The organism is Kocuria sp. PD6 (genome assembly GCF_031844145.1).
Taxonomy (GTDB): Bacteria; Actinomycetota; Actinomycetes; order Actinomycetales; family Micrococcaceae; genus Kocuria; species Kocuria marina.
Window position 1 is genome coordinate 106,518 of sequence record NZ_JAUZUS010000006.1, and the last position, 16,172, is coordinate 122,689.

The 16,172-nt window shown below is 70.3% G+C and carries 18 protein-coding genes and 1 riboswitch; of the genes, 17 read left to right on the forward strand and 1 reads right to left on the reverse strand.

Features of this window, described 5'->3' with window-relative positions:
• Positions 1-93: 93 nt before the first annotated feature.
• From Q9R22_RS07355 to rpe, 5 genes are read left to right on the forward strand one after another with little or no spacing between them, the layout of a single operon-like run.
• On the forward strand, positions 94-1,014 hold the full coding sequence (locus tag Q9R22_RS07355; protein WP_131332848.1) for a cytochrome: 921 nt from the start codon (positions 94-96) through the stop codon (positions 1,012-1,014).
• 45 nt (positions 1,015-1,059) lie between these two features.
• Positions 1,060-1,719, forward strand: a complete 660-nt coding sequence (gene def, locus Q9R22_RS07360) for a peptide deformylase (RefSeq protein ID WP_131332849.1) — start codon at positions 1,060-1,062, stop codon at positions 1,717-1,719.
• Complete coding sequence (locus Q9R22_RS07365) at positions 1,716-2,666, forward strand: methionyl-tRNA formyltransferase (protein ID WP_131332851.1); 951 nt, start codon at positions 1,716-1,718, stop codon at positions 2,664-2,666. The genes def and Q9R22_RS07365 overlap by 4 nt, the downstream gene beginning before the upstream one ends.
• A complete protein-coding gene (locus Q9R22_RS07370; RefSeq protein ID WP_131332853.1) occupies positions 2,663-4,321 on the forward strand; it encodes an RsmB/NOP family class I SAM-dependent RNA methyltransferase in 1,659 nt (552 codons plus the stop codon). The genes Q9R22_RS07365 and Q9R22_RS07370 overlap by 4 nt, the downstream gene beginning before the upstream one ends.
• A gap of 44 nt (positions 4,322-4,365) precedes the next feature.
• Entirely contained in the window at positions 4,366-5,031 is a 666-nt protein-coding gene (gene rpe, locus Q9R22_RS07375) for a ribulose-phosphate 3-epimerase (protein ID WP_064846815.1), read from the forward strand.
• 46 nt (positions 5,032-5,077) lie between these two features.
• Here the strand turns inward: rpe and Q9R22_RS07380 are convergent, their stop codons facing one another.
• Positions 5,078-5,434 carry a helix-turn-helix transcriptional regulator gene (locus Q9R22_RS07380; protein ID WP_131332855.1) on the reverse strand — a complete coding sequence of 119 codons (357 nt, stop codon included), beginning with the start codon at positions 5,432-5,434 and terminating at the stop codon, positions 5,078-5,080.
• Between the two features lie 85 nt (positions 5,435-5,519).
• Here Q9R22_RS07380 and arsB point away from each other — a divergent pair, with 85 nt between their 5' ends.
• The 12 genes from arsB to Q9R22_RS07440 all read left to right on the forward strand — a co-directional run bounded on the left by arsB (position 5,520) and on the right by Q9R22_RS07440 (position 16,170).
• Positions 5,520-6,623 carry an ACR3 family arsenite efflux transporter gene (gene arsB, locus Q9R22_RS07385; protein WP_131332857.1) on the forward strand — a complete coding sequence of 368 codons (1,104 nt, stop codon included), beginning with the start codon at positions 5,520-5,522 and terminating at the stop codon, positions 6,621-6,623.
• Positions 6,620-7,060, forward strand: coding sequence for an arsenate reductase ArsC (locus Q9R22_RS07390; RefSeq protein WP_131332859.1), 441 nt, complete (start codon positions 6,620-6,622; stop codon positions 7,058-7,060). The genes arsB and Q9R22_RS07390 overlap by 4 nt, the downstream gene beginning before the upstream one ends.
• A gap of 57 nt (positions 7,061-7,117) precedes the next feature.
• Positions 7,118-7,293, forward strand: a riboswitch (FMN riboswitch).
• 147 nt (positions 7,294-7,440) lie between these two features.
• Complete coding sequence (pnuC, locus tag Q9R22_RS07395; RefSeq protein WP_131332861.1) at positions 7,441-8,148, forward strand: nicotinamide riboside transporter PnuC; 708 nt, start codon at positions 7,441-7,443, stop codon at positions 8,146-8,148.
• Positions 8,145-9,413: a bifunctional diaminohydroxyphosphoribosylaminopyrimidine deaminase/5-amino-6-(5-phosphoribosylamino)uracil reductase RibD gene (ribD, locus tag Q9R22_RS07400; protein WP_242670675.1), complete on the forward strand. Its 1,269-nt coding sequence runs from the start codon at positions 8,145-8,147 to the stop codon at positions 9,411-9,413. The genes pnuC and ribD overlap by 4 nt, the downstream gene beginning before the upstream one ends.
• Before the next feature lie 88 nt (positions 9,414-9,501).
• On the forward strand, positions 9,502-10,896 hold the full coding sequence (gene ribB, locus Q9R22_RS07405; RefSeq protein ID WP_131332863.1) for a 3,4-dihydroxy-2-butanone-4-phosphate synthase: 1,395 nt from the start codon (positions 9,502-9,504) through the stop codon (positions 10,894-10,896).
• Complete coding sequence (locus Q9R22_RS07410; protein WP_085108532.1) at positions 10,893-11,594, forward strand: GTP cyclohydrolase II; 702 nt, start codon at positions 10,893-10,895, stop codon at positions 11,592-11,594. Before ribB ends, Q9R22_RS07410 begins: the two co-directional genes overlap by 4 nt.
• Entirely contained in the window at positions 11,591-12,070 is a 480-nt protein-coding gene (gene ribH / locus Q9R22_RS07415) for a 6,7-dimethyl-8-ribityllumazine synthase (protein WP_131332865.1), read from the forward strand. The genes Q9R22_RS07410 and ribH overlap by 4 nt, the downstream gene beginning before the upstream one ends.
• A gap of 114 nt (positions 12,071-12,184) precedes the next feature.
• Complete coding sequence (locus tag Q9R22_RS07420) at positions 12,185-12,448, forward strand: phosphoribosyl-ATP diphosphatase (RefSeq protein ID WP_035962118.1); 264 nt, start codon at positions 12,185-12,187, stop codon at positions 12,446-12,448.
• A gap of 69 nt (positions 12,449-12,517) precedes the next feature.
• Complete coding sequence (hisG, locus tag Q9R22_RS07425) at positions 12,518-13,363, forward strand: ATP phosphoribosyltransferase (RefSeq protein WP_131332867.1); 846 nt, start codon at positions 12,518-12,520, stop codon at positions 13,361-13,363.
• A gap of 48 nt (positions 13,364-13,411) precedes the next feature.
• Positions 13,412-14,176, forward strand: a complete 765-nt coding sequence (gene hisF / locus Q9R22_RS07430; protein WP_064846823.1) for an imidazole glycerol phosphate synthase subunit HisF — start codon at positions 13,412-13,414, stop codon at positions 14,174-14,176.
• Entirely contained in the window at positions 14,176-14,580 is a 405-nt protein-coding gene (hisI, locus tag Q9R22_RS07435) for a phosphoribosyl-AMP cyclohydrolase (protein WP_242670677.1), read from the forward strand. Before hisF ends, hisI begins: the two co-directional genes overlap by 1 nt.
• Positions 14,581-16,170, forward strand: a complete 1,590-nt coding sequence (locus tag Q9R22_RS07440) for an anthranilate synthase component I (protein ID WP_131332869.1) — start codon at positions 14,581-14,583, stop codon at positions 16,168-16,170. It abuts the gene before it with no gap.
• Positions 16,171-16,172: the final 2 nt, after the last annotated feature.

Here is a 16,172-nt window from a genome sequence, read left to right on the forward strand (position 1 = left end):
GAGGTCCGGCTCCTGGACGGACGTCCGAGCCCGCTCCGCCCGGGTGAGCCCGTGATCGTTGTCCGTGTCTGGACCCCTTCCTACGCTGAGCCCATGACTCAACCCCGCTTGGCCCAGCAGACCGCCACCGGCCGGATGTACGCCCGGAGTGAGGGCGGGGACCTCGAGGTCCCCTCCATCACCACGGTCATCGGGTGCGAGGCCAACGACCTCGGGGGCTGGTACGCCTACACCGCAGCGCAGGCCCTAGCCACGGATCCCCAGTTGCCGGACGCGCTCCGGGACACGCGGCGTCGTCGTTCGCTCGTGAACCGCGCGGCCAAGGCGGCGGAGCGGCACCGGGACCACGCGGCGCAGCGCGGTGACCGCGTACACGACTACTGCGAGCAGCTCGCGCTGCGGGCCATGGGCCGCGACCACGAGGTGGACCGGGCCCGGGACACGCTCGCAGAACACCACGAGACCCGATTCGCGGACAGTGCGGACCAATGGTGGCAGTTGTTCCGCCCCGAACCGCTGGCCGCGGAGATCACGGTATGGAACTCCACGGTGGGCTACGCCGGCACTCTGGATCTCGTGGCGCGCATCGGCGGCAAGGTGTGTCTGATCGACTACAAGACCCGCGGGACCGACCGCGCCGGGCGGGTCAAGGCCCCGGACCCCAAGGTCGTGACCCAGTTGGTGGCCGGGCTCAAGGCCGAGGAATCCCTCGTGGACGCCACGGCGGGGGAGTGGGAACCGTGGCGCTACCGGGACGCGGAGGTCCTGATGGCCGTGGCGATCGGTGAGACCGAGGCGCTCACCGTGCAGGCCGCGCCCGAGCACCTCCCCGTGCACTGGTACAAGTTCTGCGCCCTGGCCAAGGTGTGGGCGCGCAATTCCCAATTGGCCACCGCGGGGGCGCAACTGCGCAGCATCGCGCCCCCGCCCCTGGATTCCTTCCCCACGGGTCGCGTGGCGGGCGGCACGCAGGTCGTGACGGCCGAGACGGTCGCGGGCCCCGCCGTAGACTGACAGGCACACCCCGTCCCACGACCCCCATGAGGAGTGCACTCCGCGGTGAGTATTCTGCGCATTCGTACCATCGGTGACCCCGTCCTGCGCACCCCGGCCCAGGAGGTCACGCAGTTCGACGACGCCCTGGCTGCCCTCGTCCGGGACATGCTCGAGACCATGTACGCCGTGGGCGGTGTGGGTCTGGCCGCACCGCAGGTGGGCGTGGGGTTGCGCGTCTTCACGTGGGGCATCGACGGGGACGAAGGGCACGTGATCAACCCCCAGCTGAGCATGGGGGAGGAGCCGCAGGAAGGCGGCGAGGGCTGCCTGTCGGTCCCGGGCCTGTCCTACGAGACCCCCCGCGCCGCGCACGCCGTCCTCACCGGGGTGGATTGCCACGGCGAGCCCGTGCACCGTGAGGCCACCGGCCTGTTGGCCCGCTGCTTCCAGCACGAGAACGATCACCTGGGCGGCATGCTCTACGTCGACCGTCTCGTGGGTGACGAGCGCAAGGACGCCATGCGGCAGTTGCGCGCGCAGTCGTTCACGGACACGACCGCCCGTGTCACGCGCGAACGCGAGGCGCAGCGCGCGGGTCACTCAACACCGGACGCACACGACGCCGCTGGGTCGGCTTTCGGTGCGGCCCGCACCTCGGGAGCCGCATCCGGTGCCGCACACACGGCCGGTTCCGCGTTCGGCGCGGCGGGTGATGCCCGATGAGCCCCGACACGAACCAGCAGCCTCTCAAGATCCTGTACGCGGGAACCCCGGAGACCGCCGTCCCCCCGCTCGAGGCACTGCACCAGGATCCCCGGATCGAGATCACCGCGGTGCTGACCCGTGAGGACGCCCCCGTGGGCCGCAAGAAGGTCATGGCCCCGTCCGCGGTGGGTCGTCGGGCCGATGAGCTCGGACTGCCCGTGATCAAGGCCAATCGGGTCCGGGGTGAACTCCTGGACACCCTGCGTGACACCGGCGCGAGCATCGCGGCGGTCGTGGCCTACGGCGCCCTGCTGCCGCGACCGGCCCTGGAGGTCTTCCAGGACGGGTGGATCAACCTCCATTTCTCCCTCCTGCCCCAGTGGCGCGGCGCCGCCCCGGTGCAGCGGGCCCTCATGGCCGGGGACTCCGTGGTCGGGGCCACCACCTTCGTCCTGGACGACGGCATGGACACCGGCCCCGTGGTAGGCACCCTCACGGACGAGGTGCGTCCGGAGGACACCTCCGGGTCGGTGCTGGATCGGCTCGCACATGAAGGTTCGCCCCTGCTCGTGGAATCCTTACTCGGTGTGGCCTCGGGCCGCGTGCACCCCACGCCGCAACGCGGTGAATCCACCGCTGCCCCTAAACTCACGGCCCAGGACGGGCGCGTCGATTGGTCACATCCCGCCGTGGCCGTGGCTCACCGGGTGCGCGGTGTGACCCCCGAACCCGGTGCGTGGACCGAACTCGACGGCCAGCGCTTCAAGCTCGACCGCGTGATCCCCGCCCCGGAGATCACCGGGATCGCCCCGGGCCACGTGGAGCTGCGGGAGAAGCGGGTCTTCGTGGGCACCGGGTCCTACGCCGTGGAGCTGACCCGCGTGCAACCCAATGGCAAGAAACCCATGGCGGCCCTCGACTGGGCGCGCGGCAAGCAGAACACGGAACAGGTGGCCTTCGGATGAGTCGGGACCAGCAGTACCGCGGCCACGCCGGTAGCGGCAACGACCGGTCTCGGGGGAACAACCGCCGTCGTGACGATCGTCCGTTCCGTGATGCCGGCCGCCGGGGCCGCGACGACCGCTCGCCCCGGGAGGCCGGCGGGAGGGATCGGCGAGCGGGGGGCGGCTCGCGTCGCGACGCCAAGGGCCACGAGCGCAACCGCCGAGCCCAGCACGAGCGCTCCTACTCCGCGCAGGCGCCCTCGCAGCGTCGCAAGCGCTCCGATCCCGCACGGCTGACCGCATATCAGGCCCTGCGCGCGGTCAACTCGGAGGACGCCTACGGCAACCTCGTGCTGCCACGCCTGGTCCGTGAAAACCGCCTCGACAAGCGGGACGCGGCGTTCGCGACCGAGCTCGCCTACGGGGCCATGCGGTGGAGCGGCACGTGGGATGCCGTGCTCGAGAAATGCGTGGACCGCCCCCTGGACCAGCTGGACCCCGCGGTCCTGGACGCGCTGCGCCTGGGTGTCCACCAGTTGCTCGCGATGCGCGTCCCCGATCACGCCGCGCTGGACGCGACCGTGGGTCTGGTGCGCGGGGAGATCGGGCAGGGACCCTCGGGACTCGTCAACGCCGTCCTGCGCAAGGTGACCCGGCGCAGCCACGACGAATGGCTGGACGCGCTCGCCGCCGAGCACACCGACGAGCTGCGGCAGCTCGGTGTCCGCCACGCCCACCCGGTGTGGGAGGTCCGCGCGTTGCGCCGGTCCCTGCGCGCCAACGGCCGAGACACCGCGGAGATCGAGGCCCTGTTGGAAGCGGACAACGAGGCGCCCCGTGTGCACCTCGTGGCCCTGCCCGGTATCGGCTCGCTCGAGCCCGCACTCGCAGCAGGCGCCGAACCCGGTGACCTGGTCCCGAACAGCGCGGTCAGCGCCGGGGGAGACGTCCACCGCGTCCCGGGCACGCGGGAGGGAACGGTGCGTGTCCAGGACGCCGGTTCCCAGCTCGTGGCCCGCGTGCTCGCGCAGGTGCCCGTGGCCGATGACAGCGGGGCGTGGGCCGACTTCTGCGCCGGACCCGGCGGCAAAGCGGCGCTGCTCGCGGCATTGGCCCACGAGCGCGGTGCCACGTTGCTGGCCAACGAGGTCAGCGGGCACCGTAGTGACCTCGTGAGCCAGGCGCTGTCGGCCGTTGACCACGAGGCGTGGCACGTCCGCACCGGCGATGCCCGGCAGATCCCGTCCGGCCAGGACACGCGTTTCGATCGGGTGCTCGTGGACGTGCCGTGCACCGGACTGGGCGCGCTGCGGCGTCGTCCCGAAGCGCGATGGCGGCGCACGCCGTCGGACGTCGCGAATCTGGCCCCGCTGCAGCGTGAGCTGCTCGACGCCGCGCTGGACGCCACCCGCCCCGGCGGCGTGGTGCTCTACGCCACGTGTTCGCCGCACACCGCCGAGACGCACGACGTGCTCCAGGACGTCCTGGCGCGACGCGGCGACGTGTCGGTCCTGGACACCGCGCAGCTCGCCGTGGATGCCGCCCTGCCCGGCGCGCTCGACGACGCTCGGGCGGCGGGGCACGACGTCCCCGGCGGGGGTACGAGTGTGCAGTTGTGGCCGCACGTCCACGGAACCGACGCCATGTTCATGGTCGCGCTGCGCAAGAGCGCGTGAGCCGCGGCTCGGTCATTGATCCGGAACTATTCCCAGGAGGAACCATGTCCCGCTGTGACATCCACCCGTCAATCCTCTCCGCGGACTTCTCCCGGCTCGCGGAGGAACTCCAGCGCATCTCGAACGCGGATGCGGCGCACGTGGATGTGATGGACAACCACTTCGTCCCCAATCTGACCCTGGGGTTGCCGGTCGTGGAACGGTTGCAGGCCGTCTCCCCGATCCCCCTGGACCTGCACCTGATGATCGAGGACCCGGACCGGTGGGCCCCGGCGTACGCGGAGGCCGGGTGCGCATCCGTGACGTTCCACGCGGAAGCCGCCACGGCGCCGATCAAGCTCGCGCGTGAACTGCGCGCGGCGGGTGCCCGTGCGGGACTCGCGGTGCGTCCGGCCACGCCGATCGAGCCGTACCTGGACCTGCTGCCCGAGCTGGACATGTTGCTCATCATGACTGTGGAACCCGGCTTCGGCGGCCAGAAGTTCCTGGACGTGACCCTGCCCAAGCTGCGCCGCGCCGCGGCGGCGGTCAAGGCCCACGGGGGCACGATCGCGCTGCAGGTGGACGGCGGGATCACGGAGGAGACCATCGTGCGCGCCGCGGAGGCTGGGGCGGACACGTTCGTCGCCGGTTCCGCGGTCTACGGCCAGGACGACCCCGCCGCCGCGATCGAGGCACTCCGCAGGACCGCGCGGGAGCACCGGGCCTGAATTTATGCGGGCCCCGATGACGGGTCCGCGGAGAACGCCCTGCCTGTCAGCGCAGGTCCAGGAGTTCACGCAGTTCCGTGAAGGCGCCGCGCACCACGGTGTAGTGCGCCCACTTGCCGCGCTGCTCGCGTGTGAGCAGTCCGGCGTCCACCAGCTTCTTGAGGTGATGACTCACGGTGGGCTGGCTGATGTCGAGGACGTCCAGCAGGTCGCAGGCGCACACTGTGTCGCAGCCCTGCGCGGCGATGTGGGAGAGCAACCGCAGGCGCGTCGGGTCGGAGAGCGCCTTGAGCTTCGCGGTCATGCGCTCGGCCTCGCCGGCCCCGAGCGGCGAGGAGGCGAGCGAGCAGCACTCGGTTGCTTTCTCATCGATCAGCTCGGGTCGTTGCGCGGGTGCTTTCATACCAAGATTTTACATTGACGGACATCTATATGACCTCGTAGCGTGTGTCCCATAGATAACCGTCGATACGAGGAGCTCGCCGCCCATGAGTACCACCATCGCCTCCGCACCGGTGAGGCAGAGCATGTCGTTCCTGGACCGGTGGCTGCCGGCCTGGATCCTGCTGGCCATGGGTGCGGGCCTTCTGCTGGGACGCCTGGTGCCGGGGCTGAACACGGCTTTGGAAGCCATGACGATCGGACAGGTGTCGCTGCCGATCGCACTCGGTCTGCTGGTGATGATGTATCCCGTCCTGGCGAAGGTGCGCTACGACGAGACCCGCCGGGTGACCGGTGACAAACGATTGCTGGGCCTGTCACTCGTGCTCAACTGGGTCGTGGGACCGGCGGTGATGTTCGTGCTCGCCTGGGTGTTCCTGCCCGATCTGCCCGAGTACCGCACCGGGTTGATCATCGTGGGCCTGGCCCGGTGTATCGCCATGGTCCTGATTTGGAACGACCTGGCATGCGGTGACCGGGAGAGTGCGGCCGTGCTCGTGGCCATCAACTCCGTCTTCCAGGTCGTTGCCTTCGGCGCTCTGGGGTGGTTCTACCTCCAGGTCCTGCCGTCGTGGCTGGGGCTGCCGACCACCACGGCCGAATTCTCCGTGGGGGCGATCGTGGGATCCGTCCTGGTGTTCCTCGGCATCCCCCTGCTCGCCGGCTTCCTCACCCGCGTCCTGGGTGAACGGGCGAAGGGTCGGGACTGGTACGAGGAGAAGTTCCTCCCCGCGATCGGCCCGTGGGCCCTGTACGGCCTCCTGTTCACCATCGTGATGCTCTTCGCGCTCCAGGGGGACGCCATCACCTCACAGCCCCTCGACGTGGTCAGGATCGCGCTGCCGTTGCTCGTGTACTTCGTTGTGATGTTCGTCATCGGCCTCTTCGCCTCGAAAGCGGTGGGGCTCGACTACGGCAAGTCGGCCACGGTGGCCTTCACCGCGTCGGGCAACAACTTCGAACTGGCGATCGCCGTGGCCATCAGCACCTTCGGTGTTACCTCCGGGCAGGCACTGGCCGGCGTCGTGGGGCCGTTGATCGAAGTGCCCGTCCTGATCGGCCTGGTCTACGTGGCCCTGTGGGCCGGCCCGCGCGTGTTCCCGAACGATCCCTCCGTCCCCACCCACCGAACCCGGGAGACCGCATCATGAGCGCACCATCACCCACGAAACCGACCGTGCTCTTCGTCTGCGTCCACAACGCGGGCCGCTCCCAGATGGCGGCGGGCTACCTGGCCGCGATGTCAGGCGGGAGCATCGATGTCCGTTCGGCCGGGTCCGAACCGGCAGAGAGCCTGAACCCGGTGGCCGTGGAGGCGATGGCTGAGGAGGGCATAGACATCACCGCAGCCGTGCCCACGATCCTGCGGACGGAGCAGGTCAGGGCCTCCGACGTCGTCATCACCATGGGCTGCGGGGACACCTGCCCCGTGTTTCCGGGCAAGCGCTACGAGGACTGGGACCTCGACGACCCGGCCGGTCAGCCCCTCGCGGACGTGCGCAGGATCCGCGACGCCATCAAGGCCCGCGTCGCCGGACTGCTCTCGGATCTGCAGGGCCGGGAGAACGGCCGGAAGAACAGGACGTGACCGCGCGGTGTCCCCGATCATGGGCATGGTGAGGCCGCGTGGCATAATGAGCGCAGCAACGTGTTCCGGGGTCGGTGCAATTCCGAACCGGCGGTGACAGTCCGCGAACCGTGAACACCGTGCCCAGCACCGAGCAGGTTCCCGTGGGAACCACCGAGGATGCGCACGGAGGGATCGGCCGAACCGGTGGAAATCCGGTACCGACAGTACAGTCTGGATGGTAGGCACACGTGAGCGTCACGGCGTCCTGACCGTGCGCGGTCGCACGCGATCGCGGTCCGTCGGGTGGTGCTGTGACGTGCTCCGCCGCGTGATCGTGTTCGACGCGTGTGCGCATTCCTCCCCGGGACCACCGACAGTGGCGGGTGAGAGGAGACACCGTGGACGTCCTGCGTTGGTTGTTCGACGCGCAGTTGCGGGTGGGTGACGGTTTCATCCTGTGGCGCGAGGTGCTCGGCAACGTGTTCGGGCTGTTGTCCGCGCTGGGCGGGATGCGCCGCAAAGTGTGGGCGTGGCCCGTGGGGATCGTGGGCAACGCGATCCTGCTGACCGTCTTCCTGGGCGCGGTGTTCGACACCCCCAACCCCGTGAACCTGTTGGGTCAGGCCGGCCGTCAGGTCATGTTCATCGCGGTGTCCGTGTACGGCTGGGTGCAGTGGCGCCGGTCCCGCGGGGCGTCCGAGGAGGCCGTGTCCCCGCGTTGGGCCACCGCCCGCGAACGCGTGTTCCTCGTGGTCGCCCTCGTGTTCGGGACGGCACTTCTCACACCCATCTTCCGCGCCCTGGGCTCGTACGAACCCGTGTGGGCGGACGCCTGGATCTTCATGGGCTCGCTGCTCGCAACGCTCGGGATGGCCAAGGGCTGGGTCGAGTTCTGGCTGTTGTGGGTCGCCGTGGACATCGTGGGCGTGCCCCTCCTGTTCTCCGCCGGTTACTACGCCTCGGGCTTGATGTACGTGTTCTACGGCGCGTTCACGCTCGCAGGGTTCTTCGTGTGGTGGCGCGTGAATACGCGCCAGCGCCGTCGCGCGACGATCGAGACGGGCTTCCCGGACCTGCGCCTATCCGTGGGTGAGGACGAGAAGTGACGGCGTACGACGACGCCGCTGCGCCGGGGCCCGCGCCCCGCTCCCGTCCGGGGGCGGAGCCGTCCCACGACTTCTCGGCCGCGGAACACGAGGCGATGCGCGCGGCTCTGGAAGCGGCTCGGCGGGGGATCCGCGGGGCCAATCCCGTGGTGGGCGCCGTGATCCTCTCCGCCGCGGGGGAGATCCTGCACGTGGGTCATCACCGCGGGGCGGGCACCCCGCATGCGGAGGCGGACGCCCTGCGTCTGGCCCGTGAGGCGGGGACACCTCTCGAGGACACCACCATGGTCGTGTCCCTCGAACCCTGCAACCACACCGGACGCACCGGCCCGTGCTCGCGCGCGATCCTCGACGCGGGGATCCCCCGGGTCATTTACGCGGTGGCCGACGGCACGGACACCGCCCGCGGGGGCGGCGCGTTCCTCGCCGCACACGGGGTGGACGTGCGTCAGGGGCTGCTCGCGAGGGAAGCCCACGATCTCAATGACCGCTGGTTCATCGCCCAGCATGATGCGCGACCGTTCGTGACGCTGAAACTCGCGCAGACGATCGACGGCCGCGTGGCCGCCGCGGACGGGACGAGCCAGTGGATCACGGGTGCACCCGCTCGGGATCAGGGCCACGCCCTGCGCACCCGGGTGGACGCGATCCTGGTGGGCGGCGGGACCCTGCGCGCGGACGACCCGACCCTGACTGCGCGGGATGCCGCGGGTGAACCCCTCGCGCGGCAACCCCTGCGGGCAGTCATGAGCACCCGCCCCGTGCCCGTGGATGCCAAGGTCCGGCGCGGCGTCGTCGACCGCGCGCCCCGGGAAGACACCGAACGTGGAGCCCCGGGAGACACCGGAACGGATCACGGAGAGGTCGCATGCGCCGACCGCGGGCACGACGGGCGGTTCATCCACCTCACCACGCACGATCCCGCCGAGGCGTTACAGCACCTCCGTGAACGCGGGGTTTCCCACGTGCTCGTGGAAGGCGGGCCCACGGTGTCCGCCGCGTTCCTCGCCGCCGATCTCGTGGACGAGCTGTGGTTGTACCAGGCCCCACTGATCCTCGGGGACGGCGCGGCGTCGGTCGCGTCGCTCGGGATCGGGACGCTTGCCGCGGCGTCGTCATGGCGCGGTGACCCCGCGCGGCACCCGGCGGACCTCGCGCGCCCCGGCCACGAAGAGGCCACGGAGCAGATGGAGGCGATCAGCCGCGTGGGCGTCGATGGACGGTGGCACTTGCGGCCCGCGGGTCCCGTACCCGACGCCCCATGACACGCCCCTGAACTGACGCAGCACACCAAGACCTCGCGCCGGGATGTTCCCGAGAACCCCGCGCACCCCGGATCCCCAAGGAGAATCAGTGTTCACCGGAATTGTCGAAGCCCAGGCCACCGTGGAACGTGTGGAACGGTTGGCGCAGGACGCCGCCCGGCTGCACGTGTCCGCGGGGCCACTCGTCGCGGACCTGCCCCACGGCGGCTCACTCGCGGTCAACGGGGTGTGCCTGACCGCGGTCCCCTCGGGCGCGGTCGGGGACTTCACCGCGGACGTCATGGGCGAGACACTGCGCCTGACCACCCTGGGGGCGCTCGGACACGGTGACCTGGTGAACGTGGAACGCTGCACCGCAGCCGGGCAGCGCCTGGACGGGCACGTGGTCCAGGGGCACGTGGACGGCGTGGGCACCGTGGTGCAGCGCACGTCCCACACCGGATGGGAGACCGTGCGGATCAGAGTCCCCGTGGCTCTTGCACGCTACATCGCGGTCAAGGGTTCGATCGCCGTGGACGGCGTGTCCCTCACGGTCACTGCGGTGAACTCCACGGACGAGCCCGAGGCGTGGTTCGAGGTGGGGCTGATCCCGGAGACCCTGCGCGCGACCACGCTCGGCGCTCGCACGCCGGGTTCCACCGTCAACCTCGAGGTGGACGTGCTCGCCAAGTACGCCGAGCGCCTGGCCTCGTACGCGGCACCCGCGACACCGCGCGGCGTCGTTCTCGATCCGGTCGCGGACGCCGTGGCCGCGATGGCCTCGGGTGCCGCGGTCGTTGTCGTGGACGACGAGGACCGGGAGAACGAGGGCGACCTGGTGTTCGCGGCCCAGCACGCGACCCAGCCCCTCATGGGCTTCACGATCCGGCACAGCTCCGGGGTGGTGTGCGTGCCCATGACCGACGAGCGCGCGGACCGGCTTGCCCTGCCGCCCATGACCGAACACAACGAGGACGCCAAGGCCACGGCGTACACCGTGACGTGCGACGCCCGCACCGGGATCACCACCGGGATCAGCGCGCGGGACCGGGCGCTGACCACACGACTGCTCGCGCTGCCCGGCACCACCGCGGCCGAGCTCACGCGGCCCGGCCACATCCTGCCGCTGCGCGCGGTCAGTGGCGGGGTGCGCGAACGCGCGGGGCACACCGAGGCCGCCGTGGAGCTCGCGCGGCTCGCGGGGTGCGAGCCCGTGGGTGCGATCGCGGAGATCGTCGACGACGCCGGGCAGCCCCTGCGCGCCCCCGCCCTGCGGCGGTTCGCGGACGAGCACGGGCTCGTAATGATCAGCATCGCCGATCTGATCGCCCACCTGGACGCGACGGATGCCGCTGAGGACGCCGTCCCGCGGGCGGCCGCGAACGACGCCGGTGCCGCGGCTCAGGACGCGAAGGGCACAACTCGACCGAGCGCCGTCGACGTCGCCGGGGGCGCCACCGCGCCGTCGGTGGACACCACGGGGGAGGGAGACCGCATCGCATGAGCGTTTTCGACCACGGTGAGATCCCCGAACACGCGTCACCGGCCGACAATCACGCGGCGCCGGGAGCGGAGCCCCTGCACCACAGCGACCCCGTGACCGTGCCCTCCGAGTACGGCACGTTCTCGGTGACCGGTTGGCGCGTTCCGGAGCCGTCGGGGATCCCCGCCGCCGAGCACGTCTCGCTCACGGCACCCCCGCCCGCCGACGAAGCCGCTCTGCCACCGTTGCTGCGGCTGCATTCCGAGTGCCTCACCGGGGACGTCTTCGGCTCGTGGCGCTGTGATTGCGGACCGCAACTGCACCTTGCGCTGGAACGGATCTCCCGCCACGGGGGCACGGTGCTGTACCTGCGCAACCACGAGGGCCGCGGGATCGGGCTGATCAACAAGCTGCGCGCCTACAAGCTCCAGGACGGCGGAGCGGACACCGTGGACGCCAACACCATGCTCGGGCTGCCCGCGGAGGCCCGGGACTACACCGCCGCCGCCCGGATCCTCGCGGCCATGGGCCTGACCACGGTGCGGCTGCTGACCAACAACCCGGACAAGGTCGCCAAGCTCGAGGCGCTCGGGATCACCGTGGCGGACGTGATCCCCCACGAGGTCCACGCGCGCACCGAGAACCTGGACTACCTGCGAACCAAGCGCGACCGCATGCACCACCACCTGACCCACCTCAACCCAGGAGAAACATCATGAGCGGACACGGCGCCCCGGCCATCCTCGCCTCGGACCTCGACGCCTCGGACCTGACCGTGGCCGTGGTCGCCGCGAGCTGGCACACGACGATCATGGACGGGCTGCTCGACGGCGCCCTGCGCGCCCTCACGGAAGCGAACACCGGCACGGTCGTGCGGGTGCGCGTGCCCGGAAGCTTCGAGCTGCCCGTGGCCGCCCGCCGCCTGGCGGAGACGGCGGACGCGGTGGTCGCGCTCGGCGTCGTGATCCGCGGCGGCACCCCGCACTTCGACTACGTGTGCCACGCCGCGACCTCCGGACTCACGGACGTGTCCGTGGCCACCGGGACCCCGGTGGGCTTCGGCGTACTCACGTGTGACACGGAGGAACAGGGCCTGGACCGCGCCGGCCTCGAGGGCTCGCACGAGGACAAGGGCTACGAGGCGGCCCACGCCGCCCTGAGCACCGCCCTGACCCTGCGCGAGCACGGGGTCTGAACGGAGCAGGCGCTCGCGGCCGGTCCGCCACGCTCGATCCGCGGAGGCCGGCCGCGAGCGGCGTGCATGTGCCACGCGTTCGGGACGGGCACGCGCACCCATTACCCTGAAGGGGTGAAAACCTTCGAAGACCTCTTCACCGAACTGCGCACCAAGGCCGAGCAACGCCCCGAGGGATCCAGGACCGTCACGGAACTGGACTCCGGGATCCACGGCATCGGGAAGAAGGTCGTCGAGGAGGCCGCCGAGGTCTGGATGGCGTGCGAGTACGAGTCCGACGCCGAGGCCGCTGAGGAGATCTCCCAGTTGCTCTACCACGTGCAGGTCATGATGATCGCCAAGGGTATGAGCCTCGAGGACGTCTACAAGTACCTCTGAGCCCCGCGCGTCACCCGCTCCGGGCACCGCCCCGATCCCCGTCATCTGCGCCCCGCGGAAAGGAATCCCATGCTGCGAGTAGCCGTGCCCAACAAGGGCGCGCTGTCCGAAGCCGCCATCACCATGCTCACCGAGGCCGGTTACCGGCAGCGGCGCAGCACCCGGGAACTCGTGCTCGTGGACAACGACAACCACGTGGAGTTCTTCTACCTGCGCCCGCGGGACATCGCGATCTACGTGGGTGGCGGCACCCTGGACCTGGGGATCACCGGACGGGACCTGCTGCTCGATTCCGGCGCGGAGGCCGAGGAGGAGCTGGGCCTGGACTTCGCCCGTTCCACCTTCCGGTTGGCCGGCCCGCGCGGCCAGTTCGAGTCCGTGCAGGAACTCGAGGGCAAGCGGATCGCCACGAGCTACCAGTTGCTGCTGGAGCGTTACCTCGCGGACCGCGGCGTAGATGCCGAGGTCGTCCGCCTGGACGGCGCCGTAGAATCCTCCATCCGGTTGGGTGTCGCGGACGCGATCGCGGACGTCGTGGAGACCGGCAACACCCTGCGCGCGGCGGGCCTCGAGATCTTCGACGAACCGATCATGACCTCCGAGGCGCTGCTCATCCGCCGCGGCGACGAACCGGAACCCGAGGGACTGCGCGTGCTGCGACGTCGTCTGCAGGGTGTGCTGGTCGCGCGGCAGTACGTGATGATGGACTACGACATCACCGAGGACCTGCTGCCCGCCGCCACCGAGATCACCCCGGGTATGCAGGGCCCCACGATCTCCCCGCTCGGTCACGACGGCGCGGTGGCCGTTCGCGCGATGGTGCGCAAGAGCGACACCAACAAGGTCATGGACGCGCTCTACGAGGTGGGGGCCCGGGCCATCCTGGTCTCACCCATCCAGGCCGCGCGGATCTGACGCGGGCGCGGGCGAAGAGAAGTCGAGAGCAGTGAGGACGGTGGCGTAATGGGTGTGGCCGTACGAGTCATTCCGTGTCTGGACGTCGATGCCGGGCGCGTGGTCAAGGGCGTGAACTTCGAGAACCTGCGGGACGCGGGGGATCCTGTGGAACTCGCGGCGCGCTACAACCTGGCCGGCGCGGACGAGCTCACGTTCCTGGACGTGACCGCGTCCTCGAGCGAGCGGGACACCATGTTCGACGTCGTGGCCCGCACCGCCGAGAAGGTGTTCATCCCCCTGACCGTGGGCGGCGGCGTGCGCACGGCACAGGACGTGGACCGGTTGCTGCGCTGCGGCGCGGACAAGGCCTCGATCAACACCGCGGCGGTCACGCGCCCGGAGGTCATCGACGAGATCACGAACCGTTTCGGCAACCAGGTGCTCGTGCTGTCCCTGGACGCGAAACGCACGGGCAACACCCCGTCCGGTTTCGAGGTCACCACGCGCGGTGGGCGCACGCTCACGGGCCTGGACGCGCTCGAGTGGGCCCGGGAGGCCGAGGAACGCGGGGTCGGGGAGATCCTGCTCAACTCGATGGACGCGGACGGGACCCGCGAGGGCTTCGACCTGGAGATGATCTCCGCCGTGCGGGATCGGGTAAACGTTCCGCTCATCGCGTCGGGCGGGGCCGGGGCACCCGAGCACTTCCCGCCCGCGGTCGCCGCCGGCGCGGACGCGGTGCTGGCGGCCTCGGTGTTCCACTTCGGCCCGGACGACGCGATCGCGGACGTCAAGAACGCCCTGCGTGCCGCAGGTTACGAGGTGCGCTGATGTCCCAGAACCAGGAGACGCGGATGAGTACCGCCACGGACGCGTTCACGACCCACAACCTGGACCCCCGCATCGCCGAGCAGCTCTCGCACAACGAGGCGGGACTCGTGGCGGCGATCATCCAGCAGTACGACACCAAGGAGGTGCTCATGCTGGGCTGGATGAACGACGAGGCCCTGCACCGCACCCTGACCGAGGGTCGCGTGACCTTCTGGTCGCGGTCCCGCCAGGAGTACTGGCGCAAGGGGGACACCTCCGGGCACTACCAGAGCGTGCACTCCGTGAGCCTGGACTGTGACGGGGACGCCCTGCTCGTGCAGGTGGACCAGCACGGCGCGGCATGCCACACGGGCTCGCGCACGTGTTTCGACGATCGAGACCTCCACGCGGAACAGGCGGTTTAAATGCACGAACTCGGCAGCATCACCCCCACCCTTGAGGAGTTCCGGCAGTATGCCGCGACCCGCCGCGTGATCCCGGTGCGCACCACGGTGCTCGCGGACTCACTGACCCCCGTGGGTCTGTACCGCGCGCTCGTGACCCGCGAGGGCGAACCCCGCCCGGGCACGTTCCTGCTCGAGTCCGCCGCGGAGGGCGGGGTGTGGTCCCGCTACTCGTTCGTGGGTGCCGGTTCCGTGGCCACGCTGACCTCCCGGGACGGGCAGGCGCACTGGATCGGTGACGCACCGGCCGGGGCACCGGTGGACGGCGATCCCCTCGACGCCCTGCGCGCGACCATGCAGTTGCTGCACACCGCACCCTTCGAGGCCGTCCCACCGCTCACGAGCGGGATGGTGGGTTTCGTGGGCTGGGAGGCCGTGCGCCGCTGGGAGACCCTGCCCAACCCGCCCGAGGATGACCTGCACATGCCCGAGCTGGCCATGAACCTGGTCGCGGACATGGCCGTGCACGACAGCAAGGACGGCTCCGTGCTGCTCGTGGCCAATGCCGTGAACGTCAACGGCACGGACGAGAACGTGGATGCCGCCTACCACGACGCCGTGTCCCGGTTGCGCTCCATGGTGACTCGCCTGGCCACCCCGCTCGAGCGCACTACGGTGTCCATCGCGGAGCAGGGAGCACCGGAGCTCACGGACGTGGAGTCCGTCGCGCGCCAGTCGTGGGACCGGGAGCTGTTCATGTCCGCGATCGACCGCGGCAAGCAGGCGATCGTGGACGGCGACATCTTCCAGGTGGTGGTCTCGCGCCGCTTCGAGGCTGAGTGCCACGCGAGCTCGCTGGACGTCTACCGCACGCTGCGCCGGATCAACCCGAGCCCGTACATGTACCTGTACTCGTTTGAGGACGCCCAAGGTCGGCCGTACTCGATCGTGGGTTCCTCACCCGAGGCGCTCGTGACGGTCACGGGCCGCCAGGCCATGACCCACCCGATCGCGGGCTCCCGCCCGCGCGGTGCCACGGTGGACGAGGACGTAGCCCTGGGCCAGGACCTGCTCGCGGACGAGAAGGAACGCGCGGAACACCTCATGCTCGTGGACCTGGCCCGCAACGATCTCTCCAAGGTCGCCGAGCCCGGCAGCGTGGACGTGAGCGAGTTCATGGAGATCGAGCGTTTCAGCCACATCATGCACCTGTGCTCCACGGTGGTCGCGCGCATGCGCGAGGACGTCACCGCCTACGACGTCCTCGCCGCCACGTTCCCCGCGGGCACGCTCTCGGGCGCGCCCAAGCCTCGCGCGTTGCGCCTGCTCGACGAGTACGAGCCGCTGCGCCGGGCCGTCTACGGCGGCGTCGTGGGCTACATGGACTTCGCGGGGAACATGGACATGGCGATCGCGATCCGCACGGCGCTGCTGCTCGAGGGTACGGCGTACGTCCAGGCGGGCGGCGGTATCGTGGCTGATTCGGATCCCGAGTCCGAGGCCCAGGAATCCCTCAACAAGGCCACCGCGCCGTTGCGCGCCGCGCTGATCGCCCAGACCCTGCGCGAGCCGGGCACGGACACCCGGGCCTCCCGTCCCCCGAGGAGCTGACG